Below are 23233 nucleotides of genomic sequence, written 5' to 3'. Positions count from 1 at the left end.
TGAGGGTTTAAAATGAATTGGATAAGAGAAATTATGCCAATACTGGGGATTGGATTAATCTTTGCAGTTGTTTATGAACTTGTCCTATTGCTTTCACAAAAATTGATAGAAAATGACGACAAAGTGAAAGAAAAAAAGGAAAAAAAGATCATTAACGTGAAATTTTTTTACGGTTCAAAAAATCAGAAGATTATTGCATGAACTGAGATAAAAAATAAAATAAAATAAAAGTCGAAATGGTTCGGCTTTTTCTTTTGAAATAAATATTAAAGTGGTATAATCTTTTTTAAGGCTTTTATGAAAGATAATAGTGGATTTTATAAATAACTTGGTATAGTTTTTTAATGCAAAATATTCATTGAACTATACTGAGATATTTTAAAAATAAATCCGTTAGGAATATTAAATTATGTGATTTAGGAAGAAAACATTTTAAGGATATAATTTCATGATAAAGAGTAAGAATACTATTCTTCTAGGATTATTAGGGCAATGGTTATTTGCTATTTTCTTCCTATTGATAGTTACATTTAATTTGCCAAATATACCAGAGACTCATTTTTGGGGAAGGCTGTTGATATCGTTAGCTTTTATCATTTTATACTGTCCAATGTTTTTATTAATTGATCTTATTTTACTATGGCTTTGTACGCCCCTTAGTATTATTGTAATCGCAAATTTAGACACTCCAAAAGTTAATAAATGGGCGAAAATTCTATTTATTTCTAGTATCTTTTATCCATTTATCTTGTTGATAGTTGGAAATTGGATTACACAGGCAGTTCCTTGGTTACTGCTGGACATGATGACTTTATTCTTTTCTATTTTTTGTTTCGGTCTTGCTTATACTAGAATCTCAAAAGGAAAGCAATAAAATAGAAGATATTTTTCAGTAGATATAGATTAATAAAAGATAAATAGATTTCAAAGTAAGTTTATCCTTGCATTTCTAAAAAAACTTTGATATACTTATTTACGGTTCTAAAAGAACTGACCGAAGACAGTAGGGGACGAAAGTCATAAACTTCCTACCGAGGACAAATATCAAAATGATAATTGAACTCTCTATGTCTTTTGTGTGTAGAGATTTTTTGTTTCTACAACCAAAATAAAATGGAGGTAAAAAAATGAGCGATTACAAAGTAAATGAAGCAACAATTGCTAAGAAAGCAGAATTGGTTGATGTTTACGCACAAAAAATGACTGAAGCAGCATCTATCGTTGTTGCAGATTCACGTGGTTTATCAGTTGATGAAGATACTCAACTTCGTAAACAACTTCGTGAAGCAGGCGTTGAATTTAAAGTGGTTAAAAACTCAATCTTGCGTCGTGCAGCTGAAAAAGCTGGTCTTGAAGGTTTATCAGAAGCTTTCTCTGGCCCATCAGCAGTAGCATTTTCTAACGAAGATGTTGTAGCACCTGCAAAAGTTTTGGCTGATTTCGCAAAAGATGCTGAAAATCTTGAAATCAAAGCTGGTGTCATCGAAGGTAAAGTTTCTTCTAAAGAAGAAATCCAAGCTATTGCGTCTCTTCCAAGCCGCGATGGACTTCTTTCTATGCTTCTTTCAGTGCTTCAAGCACCTATCCGCAACGTGGCTCTTGCAGTCAAAGCTGTTGCAGAAAAAGAAGAATCAGCTGCTTAATTATAAGCAACATCACTTATATCGGCGGATTTACGCAACAAACTAAAAAATTAATAGGAGAATATTAAAATGGCATTGAACATTGAAAACATCGTTGCTGAACTTGAAAACGCAACAATCCTTGAACTTTCTGAACTTGTAAAAGCAATCGAAGAAAAATTTGACGTAACAGCAGCAGCTCCAGTTGCAGCAGCAGCAGGTGCTGGTGAAGCAGCAGCAGCTAAAGATTCATTCGACGTTGAATTGACAGCAGCTGGCGACAAAAAAGTTGCAGTTATCAAAGAAGTACGTGGAATCACTGGTCTTGGACTTAAAGAAGCTAAAGAACTCGTTGATGGTGCACCAACAGTTGTTAAAGAAGGTCTTTCTGAATCAGAAGCTAACGAAATCAAAGAAAAACTTGAAGCAGCTGGTGCTTCAATCACTCTTAAATAAGAATTGTTATCAATTTGAAAAAACTGCCAAAGTTATTTGGCGGTTTTTTTGTTTTTTTTAATAAAATAAAATTGATTCTTTATAAAATAACCCTCAGTATTATGAAATACTGGGGGTTATTTTTGTAAGATTTGCTTCTTAATTTATTCTATTCAGTTTGTGTAATATGTTGATGAAACGTTCTTAGAGTGGGAACCGTTATGATATTCCATAAAAAACAACAATCGGCGTTATAAATAATTTATAAATTACACACAAATAAAATATAAGTAAATCAAATAAAATAATTGACAATCTTCAAATAAAAGAATATCCTATAAATGTTAATATCGTTAGCAATGAAGTATAGTTAGCAAAAAAAGATTTTTTTCAGAAAGGAAACGTATAGATTATACAAAAGTAGCAGAAGACTTTTTCTCATGTATGAAGCAAAAAAACGAAAAAAAAGTTTTGCTGAAACTCAATGAGAATGCTCAAGGTGAGCCTCTGGTTTTGGTTTATCTTTATAAAAATGCTGGCACTTTAATTGTCCCGAGTGACATTGCGAGATATATTGGAGCCAGCACCGCACGAAAGGAATGATTTCAAGAGAAATTTCAAGAGAGGATCGTAGAAAAATATTAGTTTTTCTGACGGATAAAGGACGAAAAGAAACAAAAGAACGACGTACGCGTACCATTACTCGCATCTCAAATGTTTTTGAAGCGATGGGAGAAGAGAGGACTCAACACTTCATTGAAGCTTGGGCGCTCTTTATACAAACGAGCATGTCAATCTTAGAACAAGAAAAGGAGTAACAAAAGTGCCTGAACTAATGGGAAAAGACTATTCAAAAGATATTCATGGCAATCATTATTTTAGAAATGTCATGTTTGCAATGATTTTGATTGGGACCTTTGCTGGAATGTTAGGACAAACGTTTTTGTCTACAGCTTACCCAACCTTGATGGACAAATTTAACATCAGCCTATCCACAGCGCAAGGGCAACGACATGGTACCTGCTTGCTAATGGAATTATGGTTCCAGTATCAGCTTATCTGACGACCAAAATTCCGACTCGTTGGTTATTCATGATTGCCTACGGCTTTACAGCTGCTGGAACGTTGATTGCTATGATTGCACCCACTTCCAACTACAATATTTTCCTTTTAGGTCGTGTAGTGATGGCGATGGGCGCTGGAATTTCATTACCATTGATGATGACCGTCATCACAAATATCTTTCCACCTGAAAAAATCGGAGTTCCAATGGGAATGGGCGGACTTGTTATTGGACTTGCTCCTGCGATTGGTCCTACTTATGGGGGCTGGATTTTATCTGGAAATACAAAGTTTTTAGGAATTTTACAATTGGGTGATTGGCGCACACTTTTTCTTGCTCCCTTTGTTTTACTGATTATTGTGACCGTTTTGACCCCATTTTTAATGGCGGATGTCCTGCCTAACCGAAATATGAAACTTGATTTTATTTCATTACTAGAATCGCTACTTGGATTTGGATTATTTTTATACGGTTTTACTAATGTCGGAAATGATGGCTGGGGAGACGCTCAGAGCGTTATTGCTCCAATTATTATTGGATTGGTCATTATTGCTTTCTTTATTCGTCGTCAACTTCATATGGCGGATCCTTTCCTTGATTTGTCCGTCTTTAAAATCAAACAATTTACGGTTACTACAATCGCAGCAGCGATTAATACAATGGCAATGATGGGCGTTGAGATGATGCTACCAACTTACATCCAAAATGTTCACGGATTAACAGCTTTACAATCTGGATTATTACTTTTACCTGGTTCGGTCATGATGGCATTAATGTCGCCTATCGCTGGGGGGATTTATGATAAATTTGGTGCGAAGAAACTAAGTTTTATTGGTTTTATTCTCTTAGCCATCGGAACTTTGCCTTATCTCTTCTTGACGGCAACAACACCAGAGGCTTTTATTACCATTACTTATTGGGTGCGTTTTGTTGCGATTGGTTTAATCATGATGCCTTTAATCACTTCAGGTATGAATGCTTTGCCAGTTGAAAAATCAGCACAGGGTTCTGCTTCAAACAATACGGTACGGATGATCGCGTCCTCTGTTGTTGTTGCGATATTGGCTTCAGTTACAACTAATGTCATCAATAGTACGAAACCCACACACCATCTGTCAACGACGAATCCGCTTCAATATGCGGATAAGATGATTCAAGCTTCACTCAATGGATTTCATGTTTCATTTGGAATCGCATTTGGCTTTGCTGTATTAGGGATCTTCGTAGCACTCTTTTTGCATGAAGAAAAGGTCGCACCAGCTCCTGTACGAGAAGCTAATAAACAAGAAGTGATAGAAGATGGAGGTCAAAATTCATGATACTTTTCATTATTATATTAGTTGTTATTTTGATGATTGTGGGTTTCTTCTACATCAAAGGTTCCACAGGAAATATCCTTGGAAGTATTGCAACTCTTCTTTTACTTTTGTCCATGTTTGGTTTGATTTATCATGATAATAATCACTGGGGGATGAAAGAAGTGACTAAAACGACGCAAACGACGATTTATTCTGCCGCTGGGAGCACTCAACCTTTTGGAATGTTACTGACACAAGCTTTTGGAACTAATTCTGGAAACTATATCTTAATGTATAAAGCACAAGCGAATGACAGTAAAACAACCGTCAATTTTATTGGAAACGTCAAAATGATGAATACATTAGACAAAGCTGCAACAAGTATGATGAAAACTTGGATTTCTGATGAAATGTCAAAAAATGTTGTAGAATCATCAAAAAAGAAAGCCAATTATCAGTTGGTGCCGAATGCTAAAAATTCAAAATTAGTCACTAAAACGACAACTTATCAATGGGATAACAATTTTGCGAAATTCTTGTTTGGCATTGATGGGGAATCTGGCGAGTTAATCAAAAAAGAGATTACTGCAAAAGTACCAAAAGAAACATGGCTTATCCTCACACCAGAACAAGCACAGAAATTGCAAAAATTAGCTCCTGAGTTTGAAGCAAAACAAAAAGCGCAATTAGAAGCTGAAATTGCAGCGGCAAAAACGCCACAAGAAAAACAAGCAATCGAAACGGTAGCAGAAGAAAAGCAAGCTCAAATGGCAGCGCTGAAAACTTCTAATCCAGATGCTTATGCAAAACTCATGGTTTCACAAATGAAAACGTTACTTGGAATCAAGGATTAAACTTATTAAAGATAAGGTTTTAGTAAAAAAATCTGTTTGCTCTATAAAGGTCACTCCTGAAAATGAGTTGAAATTAGATACCAAAAAGTGAACTTCGGTTCGCTTTTTTTGATTAGTTGAGAATGGATTTGTTTAATCAAGCATGCATGCATTCAAAGTCAAAAATATCTTATTTTTTTGTAGCTTTTATATGGACAAGATAGGTAATTTATTTGAGGGGAAATTCATAAAAAAAGTTGTTGTTTTTAACCAAAAATTGCATTCAAATACTCTGACTAAGTAGCTGGTCTTATGCTAGAATGAAATTAAGAAATGTCCGTAAAAGATTACGTTTTATAATTGTGTGGTATCCTGTTGTACCATGCTTTTATAATACCTAAATTTGGTATTTATTTTTAAAAATCATAATAAATGTAGTCTATAGCAGATGTGTAAATAAGTTTTTGATTTATTAAAGGAGTTGTTTATAGCAAACACAATTATTATTTAAAATATAAGAATGAGGTGAAGATGAAAAAATTACTCTTTATTTTTGGGACAAGACCAGAATTTATCAAAGTTTATCCGGTAATTCAAGAGGCCAAAAAGCAAGGAAATCCAATTGTTTTGGTTAATACGGGTCAACACAAGGAGATGTTAAATGAACTTCTTGATGAATTTTCAGTTGAAGTTGATTATGACTTGAAGATTATGGATTCTTATTCTGGTTTATCAGAAATCGTATCAGGAACACTTAGCGGTCTTGAACCGATTGTCAAACAGGAAAAACCAGATGTTATTCTCGTTCATGGAGATACAGCTGCTACATTGGCTGGAGCTTTGGTCGCCTATTTTAATCAAATAAAGCTTGCGCATATTGAGGCTGGATTAAGAACCTATAATAAGTTTTCACCATTTCCAGAAGAAATGAATCGGCAGATTGTTGGATTACTGGCAGATTATCATTTTACCCCAACTGAGATGACAAGAGACAACCTCTTAAAAGAGGGAAAAAACAGAAAACAAGTGTTTGTTGTTGGAAATAGTGCCATTGATATGTTTCAATAGACTTTGAAAGATAATTATGAAAATGAAGCCTTGACTTGGCAAGCGGATAAAAAGATGATTTTGGTCACGGCACATCGTCGAGAAAATTTGAATGATTTAGAAGAAATTTTTGATGGAATTGCCGAAATCGCTGATGAGTTCAAAGAAACTCATAAAATTATTTATCCAATACCCGAATTGCTAGTTAATTTCATTGGAAAATAAATAAGTCGTGCTATCCTAATCTTAAACCACTAAGCATTAGAAAGCGCACGACTTATATGACTTATAATAGCACACTTCGAAAAGTTTTTGTTTATTTACTGACAACCATTGAGACGCTTTATCAAACGAGGGTTCCCCTTGAGGTTCAAAACCGAAAGAACGTCCATCTCGCAACATCAGGTTGCTTAGTTATCGCTTGTTACCTCTGGGGCGTACTGCATTTTAGTGAAACGCTTAAAGCTAAGCACCAACTTGCTCAAAGTTTATTTCCTAATTTCCTAGAATATTCTCGCTTTGTCCGCCGTTGTAATGCGCTCTTACCGATTATCCAAGTCATTCGCCAAGCACTCGTCTTTAAAGAGGTTGAAGGAATGAGTGTATCCATTATTGACAGCTTCCCCATTCCTTTGTGTCAGCCTATTCGTAATTTCAGAAGCAAAGGTCTTGGAGATTATGCAAATGTTGGCTACAATGCTACAAAGGGACAGTACTTCTATGGATGTAAATGTCATGCTTTAGTCAGTGAATCAGGCTATATCATAGACTACACAATTACTCCTGCTTCAATGGCTGATAGTTCAATGACCGAGGAAGTGTTGAGTCAATTTGGGACACCAACAGTCCTTGGAGATATGGGATATTTAGGTCAGTCACTGCATGATAGGCTGGAATTAAAAGGAATTGATCTAATGACACCTGTCAGGAAGAACATGAAGCAAAAGAAAATCCTTTTCCCTAATTTTTCAAAACGTAGAAAAGTGATTGAGCGAGTTTTCTCTTTTTTGACAAATCTAGGAGCTGAGCGTTGTAAAAGTCGTTCGCCTCAGGGTTTTCAATTGAAATTAGAGATGATACTTTTAGCGTATTCTTTACTGTTAAATCAGCTAAATCACTGGAACCAGAGACTTTAAGATATTCTATCGGGTATCAAGTCATGGCTAAATAATCAACTAGCAATTCGGGTAAAAGATATCAGAAATTAATGATTCTCATTTAAATGTTTTAAGGAGAATTAAACCAAATGCGCAAAAAGGAAAAGGAACCGCGCTTAATTGGGCCTATTATCAAATTAGTGAACAGATTCAAGCGAAAGGAATTGCTCCTGAGGAAGTATTGATAGCAATTATTGATGCTGATACAAAACTTGAAACTAATTATTTTGAAAAAGTCAATCGTGCTTTTAATTATGATGATAAGCTCACTGGTCTTCAACCAAAAGTTCGTGTCGCCAATTTATTAAAGGATTCGTCGCAAGACCTTGAATTTTCCGAGATTATTAATGCCACTCAAATGTTTCGGACTTTGACTAATACAGTTGCTTTTGGTGGGAACGGGCAGTTTTGTAAATTGAGCACTCTTCAAGCTTTAAATGAAGAACCGTGGACAGATTCACTTGTGGAGGATTTTATTTATCAACACGTCTTTTTCTTTCAGATATTGAAGTGAAAAATGCACAATATGATGATATTTATATTGAACAAACTGGAATTATCAATGATAATGAAGCTTTGGTCAAGCAACGAGTCCGTTGGGCTCAGGGTAATATTCAATCATCAAAATATATTTTACCAACGATTCGTTCGAAAAATCTGGTTTGGAAACAAAAATTTGAGATACTGATGACTTTATTTAAACCTTGGTTAATGGGAATTGAGTATATCATTGTAATTTATACTATGATTATGATTATCAATTCTGCGATTTTAACGGGAATTACTCAATCACTTAAAATTGTTGTTATCCTTTTTATTGTGATGTCTATTTATATTATCATTGTCAACTTTGTTTGGGCTCTGCTTTATAATAGAGGGAAAAACAATGAAAAAATGAAGGATTGGGATGTCCTGAAAGATACGGCTAATTTAACTAAATTCTTATTGATTTTGACTCAAATCTATCCGCAGTCAGCGATTCGATTTTTCAACTCTAAAAATGACTGGGTGAAAACAAATCGTCAAGAGGAAAGTATTGATAAAAATTTGAATGAAGACAAAAAATAATTTAAAAAACCTACCGTTTCGGTGGGTTTTTTTCTTCTTAAATTTATTAAATCAGTTTTTTTTGCTATAAATATGCTAAACTGGTTGTAGTTTCAAAAATAAATCTAATACACAATGGGTACTGATAATTTTAAATTATCGGTTGAGAAAGACCATCAAACTTGAACAGGTTAAGACCTGCGTAAGAATGTGTCCGAGTTTTTATTATATTTTCTTTTGAGAAAATTGTAATTCTCACTTTCTTGTCATGCTTGAGCCCTCCTTGTGTAAATAAAGGAGTTTTTTTATGTCTATTTTAGGTAAGATTCAAAGAACACAACCGCTTATTTTGAACTTGGCGAATTTTGTAACTCCTCAACGAGTCGCGGACGTTATCAGTTTTATTGGTGCCTCACCTTTAATGACGTCAGAAATTGCTGAGCTCGAGTCATTAGTTGAAATTTCAGATGCTGTGGTAGTCAATATTGGCACAATATCAGAATCGACTTATCCTCTCTTTTTAGAAGCTTGTCGCTTGGCAAATCAAAAAGCAAAACCATTAATTTTGGACCCAGTTGCGGTCAATGTTCCTTTCAGAGCATCCATAGTTAAAAGGTTGAGTCAAGAAGTAAAGTTTAATATTATTCGCGGAAATTCGGCTGAAATTGCTTGGTTTGCTGATAAAAAAAGTTTAAATAAAGGCATTGATGCACTTGAGTCAAATATAGATAATGAACACGCGCGACTTGCGGCTAAAAAAACAGGGGCAGTGATTATAGAAACAGGTAAAGTGGATATTATTTCTAACGGTCATGAAGAGATGTATGTTGACACTGACAGCCCACTCTTTAAAATTAATGTTGGTTGTGGGGACATGCTGACAGCAGTGGTTGGCACCTTTGCAGCTGTTTCCGATGATTTGTTTACAGCTGCTTATGAAGCGACAAAATTTTTCGGGGAAGCTGGAATGATAGCGACCAAACAAGTGCAAAATTTACCAGGTAATTTTGTCAATAGTCTTCTTGACACACTTTATCAAGCGACACAAGAAATAAAATAAAGGAGTATTATAATGATTACTATTCCACAGGTTGTGACAATTGCTGGAATTGATTCTTCTGGTGGTGCCGGAATTAATGCGGACATGAAAACTTTTCATAATCAAAAAGTTTATTCAGCAACGATCGTAACAGGCTTAACGGCACAAAATACTTATGGCGTACAAGAAATTTTACCGACAAATAAAGATTTTATTTTAGCTCAATTTGACTCGGTATTTTCTGATTTGGAAATTTCGGCAGCCAAAACAGGAGCACTTTTTGATACTGCTCAAGTTGAAGGGGTGATTCAAGGATTAAAAAAATACAAACCAAAACATTTGGTGGTTGACCCAGTAATGGTGGCTAAAGGTGGGGCTATTCTTTTAACAAAGGAAGCGATTGACTTGATAAAAGATGAGTTACTTCCCTTAGCAGAGTTAGTTACTCCTAATTTGGAGGAAGCAGAGGTCATGACCGGCTATCAAATTACTGACGAAAATTCGCTTTTAAGCGCGCTTCATGATATTCAAAAATTAGGAGCAAAAAATGTTCTTATTAAGGGTGGACATGGCCAAGGAGAACTTGTCAGAGATTATTTATTACTGACGGATGGTTCTGTCAGTACTTATGACTCTAAAAGATTACTGACAGAAAGAACACATGGAACTGGAGATACACTTTCTTCCTATATTACTGCTCATTTAGCTATAGGAGAAAGTCTGAGAGAAATCATGCCTAATGCGAAAGCTTTTATTAGTGAGGCAATTTCTAAAACGATTATGGTTGGGCATGGTCATGGGCCATTGAATCATTGGGTGAATATTAATGACTAATAAAACTTTAGATTTAAGTGTTTATTTTATTGCTGGACCACAAAATTTTTCAGAATGTTCACTAGATGGAGCAACGCAAAAGATTGCTTTAATTATAAAAAGTGGTGTCACTGTTTATCAATTTCGAGATAAGGGAACCATTTATAAAGAGCAGAAGCAGCGTCTGTCAATTGCTCAAAAATTACAAAAAGTGTCCGAAGAAGCAGGCGTTTCTTTTATTGTCAATGATGATGTGGAGTTGGCGCGTGAACTAAATGCTGATGGAATTCATATTGGACAAACAGATGAGTCGGTCAGTAAAGTTCGCGAGAAGGTTGGTCAGGAAATGTGGTTGGGTCTTTCTGTCACTATGGCTGACGAATTAAAAACGGCACAAAGCAGTGGGGCTGATTATTTAGGAATTGGGCCAATTTACCCAACAAACAGTAAAAATGATGCGGCAAAGCCAATTGGCATTAAAGACTTAAGACTGATGCTTCTAGAAAATCAATTACCAATTGTAGGAATCGGTGGAATCACGCAAGATTCACTGACAGAATTGTCAGCCATTGGACTTGACGGACTTGCGGTTATTTCTTTACTGACAGAAGCAGAAAATCCCAAAAAAGTTGCTCAAATGATTAGACAAAAAATCACTAAAAACGGATGACGTACACTTAAAATTACTAAAAATAAATTGTTGCCGTTTTCTTTTCTAAAAATGATTTAAACTTACAGAAATGTAAGTTTTTTTTTCGCTTAATAAATGTTATAATCTAAGTCATAAATGATATGAGATTAACTGAGTATTCTAAAAACCTCTTATTAATTTATATATTAAAAGGAGTTCCAATGGACAAGAAAAAAGAAATTCGTATATTTTTGGCTAAAATAATATTTTACTTTGTAATTATATTAATTCTACTCTATCTTTATTCCTACAGTCATACTGGGGGAGCACACTTTATTTACAACGAATTTTAGAGAGATTTATTGGAGAAGTTAATTATGAAATTATTAGAACAAATTTTTGAAATTGCAAACAAAAACCCTGACCTTATCGTGCTTGCCGAGCGTGAGCAGAAATTTACTTACCGCCAATTATTCGTCGCTGTATCGGAGATTTCAAAACAAATCAAGGAGCGGACATTAGTGAATCGTCCAATCCTAATTTTTGGTAAAAATGACTTTATTAGTTTAGCAGCAATGCTAGCATCAAATTTGACTGGACATGCTTATATTTCAGTCGATGCCCACACTCCATTTGAGCGGACAGAAATGATTAATTCAGCAGCAAAACCAGCAGTTGTGATAACGACTGTTAATCTTTCAGAAGATTTTTCTGCTCTTTTTACTGACAGAATCTCAGTTAATCTAAACACTCTATCTCTCGATGAAAAACTTCCAGAACTTGATTTTAGTCAAGCCGTTTCTGGTAATGATAGCAATTATATTATCTATACTTCGGGAACAACTGGAGTACCAAAAGGTGTTGAAGTCAGCCATGCTAATCTTGTGACCTTCACAAACTGGATGAACAACGACTTTAACAAAATTGAAAATAATCAAATTTTATCACAAGCCCTTTATAGCTTTGACTTATCAATTTTTAGTTTGTATCCAAGTCTGACAACTGGTGGAACATTAGTCTCACTTTCACGTGACGAAACAACAAACTTTAAATTACTTTTTGAACGATTGAATTCAACAGTCATCAATACTTGGATTTCTACACCATCATTTGTTGATATTTGCTTATTGGATCCCTCATTCACAGAGAAAGAACATCCTAATTTAGTACAATTCATCTTTTGTGGAGAAGAATTGACGAAAAAAACAGCTGAAAAATTACTGACAGCATTCCCGTCAGCAACTATTTATAATACTTATGGTCCAACAGAAGCAACAGGAGCTATTTCATCAATAAAAGTGACTGAAAAATTACTGACAGAAAATGACCGTCTTCCTATTGGTTTTGCCAAACCTGGTGTAGAACTAAAAATCATGGATGGTGAAATCATTATTATCGGTGATTCCGTTGCTAAAGGTTACTTTGAAAACCCAGAGAAAACTGCTCAAGCCTTTTTCGCAGTAGATGGAAAACCTGCCTATCATACAGGCGATGCCGGTTCACTAACTGATGAGGGCATGCTTCGTTATCAAGGAAGAATTGATTTTCAAGTCAAATTTAATGGATTCCGTATTGAACTTCAGGATATTGAAGCCAATATTCAAAACCTAAAAGATATCGAAAAAGCAGTGGTTTTACCTAAATCGAATGACCAACATAAAGTTACAGCTTTAATCGCTTATCTTGAAAGTGAAAAAACATTTGCGGATCGTGCTGAAGAACGAGCCTTTACAAAGCAACTCAAAGCAGAACTTTCAAAAACAATTATGGATTATATGATGCCAACCAAATTTATTTATCTCAAAAAGTTCCCTCTGAATCAAAATGGAAAAGTTGACCGCAAGGCACTCGCCCAAAAAGAGCGAGGTGACAACTAGTGCAACCCTATTCAACTCCCTTTTACTTCCTGATTCTAGGCCTGGCTTTAATTCCGATTGTTATTGCTCAGCTCCTTGGCAAAAAGCTTATGTGGTATCAAGTTTTACTGACTATTGCTTTTCTCTGGCTTACATTTTCAGGGACAGTTACCATTTGGGCTCTAATCGGATTTGGGGTCTTTCAGACCATCATTGTTAAGTTTTATGAATGGTATCGGGTAAAACAGAGTAAAAACCAAACCTTTGTTTTTTATCTCATCATTTTACTATCAATCTTGCCATTAGTGATTGTAAAAGTTCATCCTTTGTTCAATCCTGGACCGGGTCCTGGTTCAATTCTTGGATTTTTAGGAATCTCTTACATCAGTTTTAAAACCGTTGCGATGATTATAGAAATAAGAGATGGGCTTATTAAAGCAGTTCCACTCAAAGAATTTCTTTATTTCCTCTATTTCTATCCAACAATTTCATCAGGGCCAATCGATCGCTTCCGCCATTTCGTTAAAGAATTAAAAGCACCAGTAGTTACTGAAAAATATCTTGATTTATTAAATAAAGGGATTTTTAGAATTTTCCAAGGTTTCCTTTATAAATTTATCATCGGTTATTTGATTGACCAATATTGGTTACATGGTATCGCAATTAGTGCAACGCTTCATCCAAGTTTCTTGAATGTTTCATCATCTATGTATGTTTATGGATTGTATTTATTCTTTGACTTTGCTGGTTATTCACTCTTTGCCATTGGTATCAGTAATTTAATGGGTTATGATTTACCACATAACTTCAATAAACCATTCTTAGCCAAAAATATTCATGATTTCTGGCAAAGATGGCACATGACTTTAAGTTTTTGGTTCCGAGATTTTGTCTTCATGCGTCTAGTGAAAACATTCATGGTCAAAAAATGGTCAAAAAATATGGTAACCATTTCAAATATTGGTTACCTTGCGAACATGCTACTCATGGGATTCTGGCACGGGTTGACATGGTATTACATTCTATATGGTTTCTACCATGCCATGTTAATGATTGGTTATGATGCTTGGAAACGTTTGAAAAAACGAAAGAAGTGGAAAATTCCAGATAATAAATGGACAAGTGCTGTAAGTATTTTCATCACTTTTAACCTAGTATTTATCAGTTTCCTTATCTTCTCAGGAATACCAAACCACATCATTATGCACTGCTTAGATCCACATTACCCACTTCCTAACTTCTAAAAGAGTTAGACTTATAAAAACATTAGGAGAAAAAAATGAAAGAACAAATTTTTGACATTATCGAAACAATCTCAGGCACAGACGAATTCCGTGAAGACTTAGACATGGATTTGTTTGAAGAAGGAATTCTTGATTCAATGAGAGCTATTATGCTTATCGTTGAAAATTAGAAGGTGCATTTGATATTAGTCTTCCACCATCAGAAATGGACCGTGAAGATTGGAATACAGCAAATAAAATAGCAGCACGCGTTCAGGAAAAAACGGATGAAAATTAAAATTTTTAGAGCAATTGGCCCACTAATTGCAGCTTTAGTTCTCGTTGCTTTATTAATATTTCTCCCTTTTAACGTTGGAATGAAATATTCTAAAGACCAACTCGTTAAGTTTGCACAGTCACCATTAAATACCCCTACTTTTACAGGATATTCAATTAAGAAACAAGCCTATTCAGATCCTGAATTTTTACCAGTTCTCGGTTCGTCAGAAATGGAACACGTTGATTCATTTCACCCAAGTGCTTATTTCAGCAAGTATAATTCAGGTTTCATACCATTTTTAGTAGGACAACCCGGAACAACGACATTAACTCACTTTTTCTATATGAATTCAGTGGCAGACGAACTAAAAAATCGTAAAATTGTTTTTGTTATTAGTCCACAATGGTTCTCTAAACAAGGAATTGTTGAAAGTGAACTAAAGAACTTTGTATCCAAAGGTGAAATTTATGGTTGGTTGAAAGAAGCAGACCCTAAAGCTGCCACAACAACACAGCTTGCAAAACATCTATTAAAATTCAGATCACTTAAATCTGAGGAAACAATTTATAATTCTCTAGAACGTTTAGCAGCTAAAAAACCATTAACTGCCTTGCAAAAAATGACTGTGGCAACCAACTTACAATTTTGGCGGAAAGAAGATTTACTTTTCTCAAATATGTCTCAATTCACCGCTGATCATTTGGGACTTTCTCCAAAAATCAACAAATTTGCAAAAGAATTACCCAATGATCCAACATCAGAGAATTTAAATCGCTTGGCAGTTGACCAAGGAGAAAAGAGTTCAAATAACAATCCTTTCAAAATTAACAATAATGTTTGGAATCAGAGAATAAAATCCAAATATAAACATCTGGAAAATTATAAAAAGAAAGTTTCTTATCTCGAAAGTCCAGAATATCAAGATTTCCAACAACTTCTAAATGTTTTTGCTGAAAATCATAATGATGTTTTATTTGTTATTCAACCTGTCAATGGCTCTTGGTCATCATATACAGGTGTCTCTGAAGAAACATTACAAAATTTCAGCTCTAAAATTAAAACACAATTGCGGAGTCAAGGATTTAATCAGATTGCTGATTTAACAGACATGTATAATACTCCTTATGCTTCCGGCGATACAGTCCATTTTGGAACAAAAGGCTGGTTAGCGACAGACAAAGCAATTGAAAAATTTATGAAAACACCAAGTAATCTTAAATATCATATTGATAACTCATTATTCTTATCAAAAGATTGGGCGATGAATGGTGCAACAGAGTCTGTCTTAAAATAAAAAAATAAAAAGATTGACAAAAAAAGATAGAACAGCTATAATGGATTTGGTTATGCCATAAGCATAGCCATCGGTAGGTGAGTCTACCGCAGGGATACGGGTTGCTGCCGCAGAGTCGTGGAGACACGATGAGAGGGCCAACAGTTCATGTCGAAAAAGAAGGCGTGAAATAGTGCAACAACATTGCCCTGCGGAGCTAAAGCTTGAACGATAGCTTGTAACTGATTCGCTTTATAGTGTTATCTTTTTTTGGAATTATTCCCTTGCCTACGTTCAAGTTTTGTAGGCAAGGTTTTTTGTATTTAAAGGAGGTGAGAACGGAAATGGAATCCCAGAGTATTAATAGTCCCGAGCCCGAAAGGCCGCAGATAATTAACGTGATAAGAGCAATTTTCCGTTCTTATCACCTTCTTTAAAGTGCCTAAGGTTTAGGACTGTACAGCAAAAATATTAAAAAACATGAGGTACAGACCAATGAAAAAACTTAGAAAAACACTCGAAAACACAAAAAGAGCTACAAATTTTGTAGACAACAACGAAATAAAAAGAAGACTTGAATTTGCCAGAGTATCAAGCAAAGAAGAATTGTTTCAAAAATTTAAGACATCAGATAAAGGCTTAAGTGAAGAACAAGTTGAAATTTCTCGTGAACAATACGGCGATAATAGTATTACTAGAGGTAAAAAAACCTCACTAATTAAGCGCCTTTATCAAGCCTTCATCAATCCCTTCACTATTATATTATTTGTTTTGGCACTCGTTTCAGCTTTTACTGATATTATATTAGCTGCTCCAGGGGAAAAAAATCCACAAGGACTGATCATCATTACCACAATGGTTTTAATTTCTGGAATCTTACGATTTGTTCAAGAAACAAGAAGTGGAAATGCTGCCGAAAATCTCCTAAAAATGATTACGACAACCACAAACGTTCATAGACTAGAAACGGGTAGTCAAGAAATTCCAATTGAAGAAGTCCTTGTTGGAGATATTATTCACCTATCAGCAGGAGATATGGTTCCAGCTGATTTGAGAATTATCCAAGCTAAAGATTTATTTATCAGTCAAGCCTCATTGACTGGCGAAAGTGAACCAGTAGAAAAATTAGATTTAGCAACATCAGAGGCTTATGATTCGATTACAGAATCGTCAAATCTTGCTTTCATGGGTTCGAATATTATTAGTGGGAGTGCTTATGGGATAGTGATTGTTACTGGAGATAATACTATTTTTGGTGAAATGGCTAGAAGTGTGACCGAAGATTCTACTAAAACAACTTTTGAAAAAGGGGTGAATTCAGTATCTTGGGTACTCATTCGCTTTATGTTAGTGATGGTTCCTTTTGTCTTATTGATAAACGGTTTTACTAAAGGCGACTGGATGGAAGCCGCACTATTTGCTTTAGCAGTAGCGGTTGGATTAACACCAGAGATGTTGCCAATGATTGTGACAACCTGCTTGGCAAAAGGTGCAGTTACAATGTCGAAAGAAAAAACAATCATTAAAAATCTAAATTCTATTCAAAATTTAGGTTCAATGAATATACTATGTACAGATAAGACTGGAACATTGACTCAAGATAAGGTTGTATTGATGCGCCACCTTGATATTCATGGTCAAGAAAATATTCGGGTATTAAGACATGGATTTTTGAATAGTTACTACCAAACAGGTTTGAAAAATTTAATGGATTTGGCTATTATTGAAGGAGCAGAAGCCAAGCAAGAAAAAAATCCTGAATTATCTGGTTTAAGTAGTAAATATACAAAAGTTGATGAAATCCCCTTTGATTTTGAAAGACGTCGGATGAGCGTTGTGGTCCAAAGTAACGGGAATGGTACAAACGCAAAAACACAAATGATTACTAAAGGTGCAGCTGAAGAAATGTTAGACATTTGTACCTTAGTTGAAGATGAAGGAAAGATTGTTCCCTTAAATTCTGAGTTAAGACAATACATCCTCAAAAAAGTTGATGAATTAAATGAACTAGGAATGCGCGTGATTCTGGTGGCTCAGAAAACCAATCCCTCTCCAATAGATAGCTTTTCTGTTCAAGATGAATCTGACATGGTATTAATGGGCTATCTTGCGTTCTTAGACCCACCAAAAGAGTCAACAGCAAAGGCAATTAAGGCACTTAATAAATATGGCGTATCAGTAAAAATATTGACTGGTGATAATGACAAAGTAACCCGTTCAGTTTGTGAACAAGTTGGGCTTCCTGCTGATAAAACAATTTTAGGTTCTGACATTGATCAACTTGATGATGAAGAACTGGCACAAGTTGCTAAAGAAGCCTCTGTCTTTGCTAAGTTATCTCCCCAACAAAAGGCAAGAATTGTCACAACTCTTAGAAATTCAGGCAATAGCGTAGGTTATATGGGAGATGGTATTAATGACGCAGCAGCAATGAAAGCCTCTGATGTTGGAATTTCAGTAGATAGTGCCGTAGATATCGCCAAAGAATCTGCGGATGTCATCTTGTTAGAAAAAGATTTAATGGTCCTTGAAAAAGGAATCATTGAAGGAAGAAAAACCTATGCTAACATGATTAAGTATATAAAGATGACCGCAAGTTCTAATTTCGGTAATATGTTTTCAGTTTTAATTGCGAGTGCCTTTTTACCATTTATTCCAATGTTATCTATCCATATTCTCTTACTTAATTTAATTTATGATTTCTCATGTACAGCAATTCCATGGGATAATGTTGATGAAGAATACTTAGTTGTTCCAAGAAAATGGGATGCAAGTTCTGTAAGTAAATTTATGTTATGGATTGGCCCAACAAGTTCTGTTTTTGATATCACGACATATCTCCTAATGTTTTTCGTTATCTGTCCAGCAACATTTGGCCCATTCAGCACTCTTGTTCCAGGAAGTGCAGCCTATATTGGCTTTATTGCTCTCTTCCATACTGGTTGGTTTATTGAATCAATGTGGACACAAACATTAGTAATTCATATGATTCGGACTCCAAAAATTCCTTTCTTACAAAGTCGTGCCTCAGCTCCATTGACGCTTCTTACTTTTTTAGGAATTATTGGTCTCACAATCATTCCATTCACAAGTTTTGGGAAATCAATTGGCTTAATGGCTTTGCCACTCACCTTTTTCCCTTGGTTAATTTTAACAGTAGTCATGTACATGTTTCTTGTTACCCTATTTAAGAAAATTTTTGTCTCAAAATATGGTGAGTTACTATAAATTTAAAAATAAAGATGATAGAATATTTTCTCTTTGATTTTACTTTGAAATAGTCTATGTTATAATTAAATGGAGAAAAGTAAGGTAAAAAAATGAAAACTTCAAAAAATGAACAAGACTATCTTAAAGCGATTTATAGTCTGAGAAATGAAAATAATGAATCAGTAAGTATCAATGCAATAGCTCAAAAGCTTTCAGTTTCTTCTCCAAGTGCAACTGAAATGATTAAACGTCTAGCCAAAAAAGAACTTGTTATTCACAAACCTTATTATGGTGTATTGTTGACTGATTTAGGGACACATGAAGCCCGATTCATTCTAAAAAGTCACCGGGTCTGGGAAAGTTTCCTCTTTGAAAAAGTTGGTTATACGATGGAAGAAGTTCATGATGAAGCTGAAAATTTAGAGCATGCATCATCTCCGAGATTGATTGAATCATTATATGTTTTAATGGGCTATCCTGAGACTGATCCTCACGGGTCGGAAATTCCTACGGAGTCATTTTGGTTAAAAAATGAAGTAGAGCTAACGCTTGATGAAGCGCAAGTAGCACAAACTTATCATGTTACGGCGATAGAAGAAAAAGGAAAAGCTTTTTTTGAAAAATTAGAGCTCTCTCTCCCACACCTAATTAAAGTTATTGAAAAATTAGAAGATAATTCGATAATCATAAAAGAAGATAGAGAAAGCTCAATTGTTATTCCTTCATTTATCCAATCAAGCATTCACTTGATGCACATACGATAGATTATTAAATAATAAAAGTTCAAGCAAATTTGCTTGGACTTTTATTGTTTTTACGACTTCAATATAGTTAAAAACTATAGGTCATCATATCAAAAAGGTATTATTAAAGTTTTATTAAATTTGATAAGATAGACCTATTAAATATTGGAGATAGCTACTATGAAAAAATCAATTATTGCCTTCCCTCGTATCGGTTCAAATCGTGAATTGAAATTTGCTCTGGAAAAATACTTCCGTAAGGAAATTTCTGAGGCTGAACTACAAATTGTGGCCAAAGAACTTCGTTTAGAAAGTTGGAAAAGTCAAAAAGAAGCTGGAATTGATTATCCCATTTCCAACGATTTCTCTTTCTATGACCAAACTTTAGACCTATCTATTGCACTTGGGGTAATTCCCGAACGTTATAAAAAATTAAAACTCAATGAATTAGATACTTTATTTGCTTTAGCGCGTGGTTTTCAAGACGAAGAAAATGACGTGAAAGCAAGGCCGATGAAAAAATGGTTTAATACAAATTACCATTATATCGTTCCAGAAATTAGCAAAGAAACAGTAATAAAAGCAAATTTTTCAAAACTATTAAACGAATATCAAGAAGCAAAGACTGCCGGTTTTGAAACTAGACCGACAATTATTGGTCCATATACCTTTTTAATTTTGGCGGATTACCTTTCTGGAGTAACCGAGGACGCGATATTGTCTGACCTCATTGGAGCCTACACAGTATTATTTGACCAACTGAATAATTTAGGAGGGGAATGGTTACAAATTGAAGAGCCAGCTCTAGTTTTAGATCAAACAGAAGAAGAACAACAGTTATTCATAAAAATTTATCAAGAGCTACTTAAGAATAAAAATAAGCTTAAGGTTCTCCTTCAAACCTATTTTGGTGACCTACGCGATAGTTATCAAGAAATCATAAAGCTCGATTTTGATGGGATTGGCCTTGATTTTGTTGAAGGAAGAGAGTCTGTAAAACTAGTTCAAAAGTATGGTTTTCCTCAAGATAAATTACTCTTTGCAGGAGTTGTCAATGGGAAAAATATTTGGCGTAATCATTATCAAAAAACACTGAGTTTGCTAAAAGATTTAGGAAACATTGATAATATTGTAATCAATACAAGTTGTTCTTTACAGCATGTTCCAGTAACAACTGAGAATGAAATCAAATTAAGCAAAGAAATTCTCAACCATTTCGCATTTGCCAAAGAAAAATTGGTGGAAGTTAGTGAAATTTCCGAAATTTATGTTAAGAAAAATACTTCCCTGTTAGATAAGAATATTGCACTTTTTGATAAAAATAGAGTCCAAGAAAATATTCAACTTAAACAAAAAATTACTCATTTAACTGATAAAGATTTTATTAGAACGCCTAGCTTAGTTGAAAGACGTGCCGATCAAATAAAAGCACTCAGGCTTCCTCTGCTACCAACAACGACTATTGGTTCATTTCCTCAAACGCCAGAAGTAAGAAAAGCTCGATTGCAGTATAAGCGTGGTGAACTGAGCAAAAGTGATTATGAAGCATTTTTGGAAGAAAAAATTAAAGAATGTTTGGAACTTCAAGAGAACATTGGGTTAGATGTTTTAGTTCATGGTGAATTTGAAAGAAATGATATGGTAGAATATTTTGGAGAACAATTAGATGGTTATATTTTTACACAAAAAGCATGGGTTCAATCTTATGGAACACGATGTGTTAAACCGCCAATTGTTTGGGGAGATATCACAAGACCGCAAGCTATGACCGTTCGCTGGTCAGCATATGCTCAATCTCAGACTTCTAAACCGGTAAAGGGGATGCTTACAGGGCCTGTAACTATTCTAAATTGGTCTTTTCCAAGAGAAGATATTTCCTTAAAGGAAAGTACTTTACAGTTAGCCTTAGCTGTCCAAGAAGAAGTACTCGATTTAGAAAAGGCTGGAATTAAAATCATTCAGATTGATGAAGCAGCACTTAGAGAAAAACTACCATTACGTCGAAGTGATTGGTATAGTGAATATTTAGATTGGTCGATTCCAGCCTTTCGATTGGTCCATTCTAAGGTGAAAGCTGAAACTCAAATCCATACACACATGTGTTATTCTGAATTTGAAGATATTATTCCTTCTATTGATGCGATGGATGCCGATGTCATTTCTTTTGAGGCTAGTCGCAGCCAGTTATCAATTATTGATGCACTAAAAGCTCATCATTTTCAAACTTTGGTAGGGCCAGGAGTTTATGATATCCATTCCCCAAGAATTCCTAGTAGTCAAGAAATAAAAATTCAACTAGAAAAGATTTTGAATAAATTACCAATTGAGCAAGTTTGGGTTAATCCTGATTGTGGTCTTAAAACAAGAGGAAATAAGGAAACAATCCCTAGTTTGACTCACCTGGTTGAGGCAACAAAAGAGGTAAGAAAGGAAAAGATAACATATGACAAGTGATTCTAAAATTCTATCTTTTGAAGTTTTTCCTCCAACAACTCAAGTTGGGAGCTCTCATTTAGTGAAAACACTTGATAGTTTAAGAGCACTTTCTCCTGACTTTATCAGCGTTACCTGTAGTAATAATAATTATGAGAATATTGCTGATACAACCATAAAATTTGCAGATTATGTTAATAATACATTAAATATTCCTGCTGTTGCTCATTTACCCGCGGCCTATCTCGACAAAACCCAAGTGATAGAGATTTTGGAACGTTTAAGAGAAAAGCAGATTATGAAAGTTTTAGCACTGAGAGGTGATATAAGTGATGAAGCAACTAAAAAAGACTTCAAATATGCTAGTGACTTGGTAAAATTTATAAAGGATTATGATAGTAGTTTCGAAGTTTTGGGCGCTTGTTATCCATATGTTCACCCTGAATCAATAAATCGTATCAGTGATTTTCATTATTTGAAAGAGAAAGTTGATTCAGGGTCTGATAAGTTAATTACTCAGTTATTTTTTGATAATAATAGCTTCTATGATTTTCAAGAACGTTGTGCCATTGCGGAAATAAATGTCCCCATTCTTGCTGGGATTATGCCCGTCATAAACCGTAATCAGATTCTGCGTTTATTAAAAAATTGCAATACGCCTCTACCAGCAAAATTTATCAGAATACTGGAAAAGTATGAACATAATCCTGTTGCGCTAAGAGATGCAGGAATAGCTTATGCAATAGATCAAATAGTAGATTTAGTAACTGAAGATGTTGCCGGAATTCATCTATATACAATGAATAATTCGGAAACCGCACGTTCCATTCATTCTTCAATCTCATCTTTATTTAAAATAAATACATAATTATTGTTATGTATCAATTGAAATTGGAGAAAAATTTAGAAAAAGTAGATAAATAATTGACAAATCAAAAAATTTTAATTATACTAGCTATTAATATAAAATATTGAGGTTCCAAGATGATTAACAACAGTAAAAAATTTTATTTTTTCTTTATAAATGATCCACATTAGTTTTGGCTAATAAAATGTGGGTCCTCTTTGATGTTCGTTAATCATCTAGGGGATAAAGAAGACGTCCTCTGGGGACGTCTTTTTTTATTATATTTGGAGGTAATGATAAAAAGAAAAATAGAAATATGTTGCAGGTAAGATCTTAGCTAAATAGATTTTACTTAGAAGATAACTTGACTTAACGTCAAACAG

The 23233-nt window shown here is 34.6% G+C and carries 20 protein-coding genes, 4 pseudogenes, 2 riboswitches and 1 other annotated feature; all 24 genes and pseudogenes read left to right on the top strand.

The genetic code is table 11. The features are described 5' to 3' along the window. Window positions 1-12 precede the first annotated feature (12 nt). Window positions 13-201, top strand: a complete 189-nt coding sequence (locus LLA01S_RS07020; protein WP_061778045.1) for a hypothetical protein — start codon at window positions 13-15, stop codon at window positions 199-201. Between the two features lie 247 nt (window positions 202-448). Next, entirely contained in the window at window positions 449-874 is a 426-nt protein-coding gene (locus LLA01S_RS07015) for a hypothetical protein (RefSeq protein ID WP_011676196.1), read from the top strand. Window positions 875-976: 102 nt separating this feature from the next. Then, window positions 977-1102 (top strand) — a sequence feature (ribosomal protein L10 leader region). Between the two features lie 25 nt (window positions 1103-1127). Continuing rightward, a complete protein-coding gene (gene rplJ / locus LLA01S_RS07010; RefSeq protein WP_011676195.1) occupies window positions 1128-1643 on the top strand; it encodes a 50S ribosomal protein L10 in 516 nt (171 codons plus the stop codon). A gap of 69 nt (window positions 1644-1712) precedes the next feature. Next, window positions 1713-2078, top strand: coding sequence for a 50S ribosomal protein L7/L12 (gene rplL / locus LLA01S_RS07005; RefSeq protein WP_011676194.1), 366 nt, complete (start codon window positions 1713-1715; stop codon window positions 2076-2078). 423 nt (window positions 2079-2501) lie between these two features. Further along, window positions 2502-2660 (top strand): hypothetical protein, encoded by a 159-nt coding sequence (locus tag LLA01S_RS13210; RefSeq protein ID WP_251909647.1) that lies wholly within the window; start codon window positions 2502-2504, stop codon window positions 2658-2660. Continuing rightward, entirely contained in the window at window positions 2657-2875 is a 219-nt protein-coding gene (locus tag LLA01S_RS13205) for a winged helix DNA-binding protein (RefSeq protein WP_232035000.1), read from the top strand. The genes LLA01S_RS13210 and LLA01S_RS13205 overlap by 4 nt, the downstream gene beginning before the upstream one ends. A gap of 17 nt (window positions 2876-2892) precedes the next feature. Continuing rightward, window positions 2893-4439 (top strand): annotated as a pseudogene (locus LLA01S_RS06995) (MDR family MFS transporter). Beyond that, window positions 4436-5272 (top strand): DUF4811 domain-containing protein, encoded by an 837-nt coding sequence (locus LLA01S_RS06990; protein ID WP_061778044.1) that lies wholly within the window; start codon window positions 4436-4438, stop codon window positions 5270-5272. Before LLA01S_RS06995 ends, LLA01S_RS06990 begins: the two are co-directional and overlap by 4 nt. Window positions 5273-5782: 510 nt before the next feature. After that, window positions 5783-6319 carry a non-hydrolyzing UDP-N-acetylglucosamine 2-epimerase gene (gene wecB / locus LLA01S_RS06985; RefSeq protein WP_232035002.1) on the top strand — a complete coding sequence of 179 codons (537 nt, stop codon included), beginning with the start codon at window positions 5783-5785 and terminating at the stop codon, window positions 6317-6319. Between the two features lie 3 nt (window positions 6320-6322). Then, window positions 6323-6523, top strand: a complete 201-nt coding sequence (locus LLA01S_RS13200) for a hypothetical protein (protein WP_232035003.1) — start codon at window positions 6323-6325, stop codon at window positions 6521-6523. A gap of 56 nt (window positions 6524-6579) precedes the next feature. After that, window positions 6580-7469, top strand: a pseudogene (locus LLA01S_RS06980) (IS982 family transposase). 20 nt (window positions 7470-7489) lie between these two features. Continuing rightward, window positions 7490-8523, top strand: a pseudogene (locus LLA01S_RS13570) (glycosyltransferase family 2 protein); the annotation flags it as partial. A gap of 104 nt (window positions 8524-8627) precedes the next feature. Then, a riboswitch (TPP riboswitch) is annotated at window positions 8628-8728 on the top strand. Between the two features lie 81 nt (window positions 8729-8809). Beyond that, window positions 8810-9562: a hydroxyethylthiazole kinase gene (gene thiM, locus LLA01S_RS06970; protein ID WP_021212172.1), complete on the top strand. Its 753-nt coding sequence runs from the start codon at window positions 8810-8812 to the stop codon at window positions 9560-9562. A gap of 12 nt (window positions 9563-9574) precedes the next feature. Then, a complete protein-coding gene (gene thiD, locus LLA01S_RS06965; RefSeq protein WP_011676188.1) occupies window positions 9575-10375 on the top strand; it encodes a bifunctional hydroxymethylpyrimidine kinase/phosphomethylpyrimidine kinase in 801 nt (266 codons plus the stop codon). Next, a complete protein-coding gene (gene thiE, locus LLA01S_RS06960; RefSeq protein ID WP_061778042.1) occupies window positions 10368-11024 on the top strand; it encodes a thiamine phosphate synthase in 657 nt (218 codons plus the stop codon). The genes thiD and thiE overlap by 8 nt, the downstream gene beginning before the upstream one ends. A 122-nt stretch (window positions 11025-11146) precedes the next feature. Continuing rightward, on the top strand, window positions 11147-11338 hold the full coding sequence (locus LLA01S_RS06955) for a teichoic acid D-Ala incorporation-associated protein DltX (protein WP_373466472.1): 192 nt from the start codon (window positions 11147-11149) through the stop codon (window positions 11336-11338). A 24-nt stretch (window positions 11339-11362) separates the two neighbouring features. Next, entirely contained in the window at window positions 11363-12862 is a 1500-nt protein-coding gene (dltA, locus tag LLA01S_RS06950; RefSeq protein ID WP_061778041.1) for a D-alanine--poly(phosphoribitol) ligase subunit DltA, read from the top strand. Continuing rightward, entirely contained in the window at window positions 12862-14085 is a 1224-nt protein-coding gene (gene dltB / locus LLA01S_RS06945; protein ID WP_061778040.1) for a D-alanyl-lipoteichoic acid biosynthesis protein DltB, read from the top strand. Before dltA ends, dltB begins: the two co-directional genes overlap by 1 nt. Window positions 14086-14120: 35 nt before the next feature. After that, window positions 14121-14362: pseudogene (dltC, locus tag LLA01S_RS06940) on the top strand (D-alanine--poly(phosphoribitol) ligase subunit DltC). After that, on the top strand, window positions 14352-15638 hold the full coding sequence (gene dltD, locus LLA01S_RS06935; protein ID WP_011676183.1) for a D-alanyl-lipoteichoic acid biosynthesis protein DltD: 1287 nt from the start codon (window positions 14352-14354) through the stop codon (window positions 15636-15638). Before dltC ends, dltD begins: the two are co-directional and overlap by 11 nt. A 62-nt stretch (window positions 15639-15700) precedes the next feature. After that, window positions 15701-15861, top strand: a riboswitch (M-box (ykoK) riboswitch). Window positions 15862-16112: 251 nt separating this feature from the next. Next, window positions 16113-18845: a magnesium-translocating P-type ATPase gene (gene mgtA, locus LLA01S_RS06930; RefSeq protein ID WP_081106881.1), complete on the top strand. Its 2733-nt coding sequence runs from the start codon at window positions 16113-16115 to the stop codon at window positions 18843-18845. Between the two features lie 92 nt (window positions 18846-18937). Then, window positions 18938-19591, top strand: a complete 654-nt coding sequence (locus LLA01S_RS06925; protein WP_014572659.1) for a metal-dependent transcriptional regulator — start codon at window positions 18938-18940, stop codon at window positions 19589-19591. 159 nt (window positions 19592-19750) lie between these two features. Continuing rightward, on the top strand, window positions 19751-22024 hold the full coding sequence (gene metE / locus LLA01S_RS06920) for a 5-methyltetrahydropteroyltriglutamate--homocysteine S-methyltransferase (RefSeq protein WP_011676180.1): 2274 nt from the start codon (window positions 19751-19753) through the stop codon (window positions 22022-22024). After that, window positions 22014-22871: a methylenetetrahydrofolate reductase [NAD(P)H] gene (gene metF, locus LLA01S_RS06915; RefSeq protein WP_061778038.1), complete on the top strand. Its 858-nt coding sequence runs from the start codon at window positions 22014-22016 to the stop codon at window positions 22869-22871. Before metE ends, metF begins: the two co-directional genes overlap by 11 nt. Window positions 22872-23233 lie beyond the last annotated feature (362 nt).

The organism is Lactococcus cremoris subsp. cremoris NBRC 100676, assembly GCF_001591705.1.
GTDB classification, from domain to species: Bacteria; Bacillota; Bacilli; order Lactobacillales; family Streptococcaceae; genus Lactococcus; species Lactococcus cremoris.
Note: the sequence above shows the minus strand (reverse complement) of the source record. Positions and strands in the feature narration are given on the sequence as shown.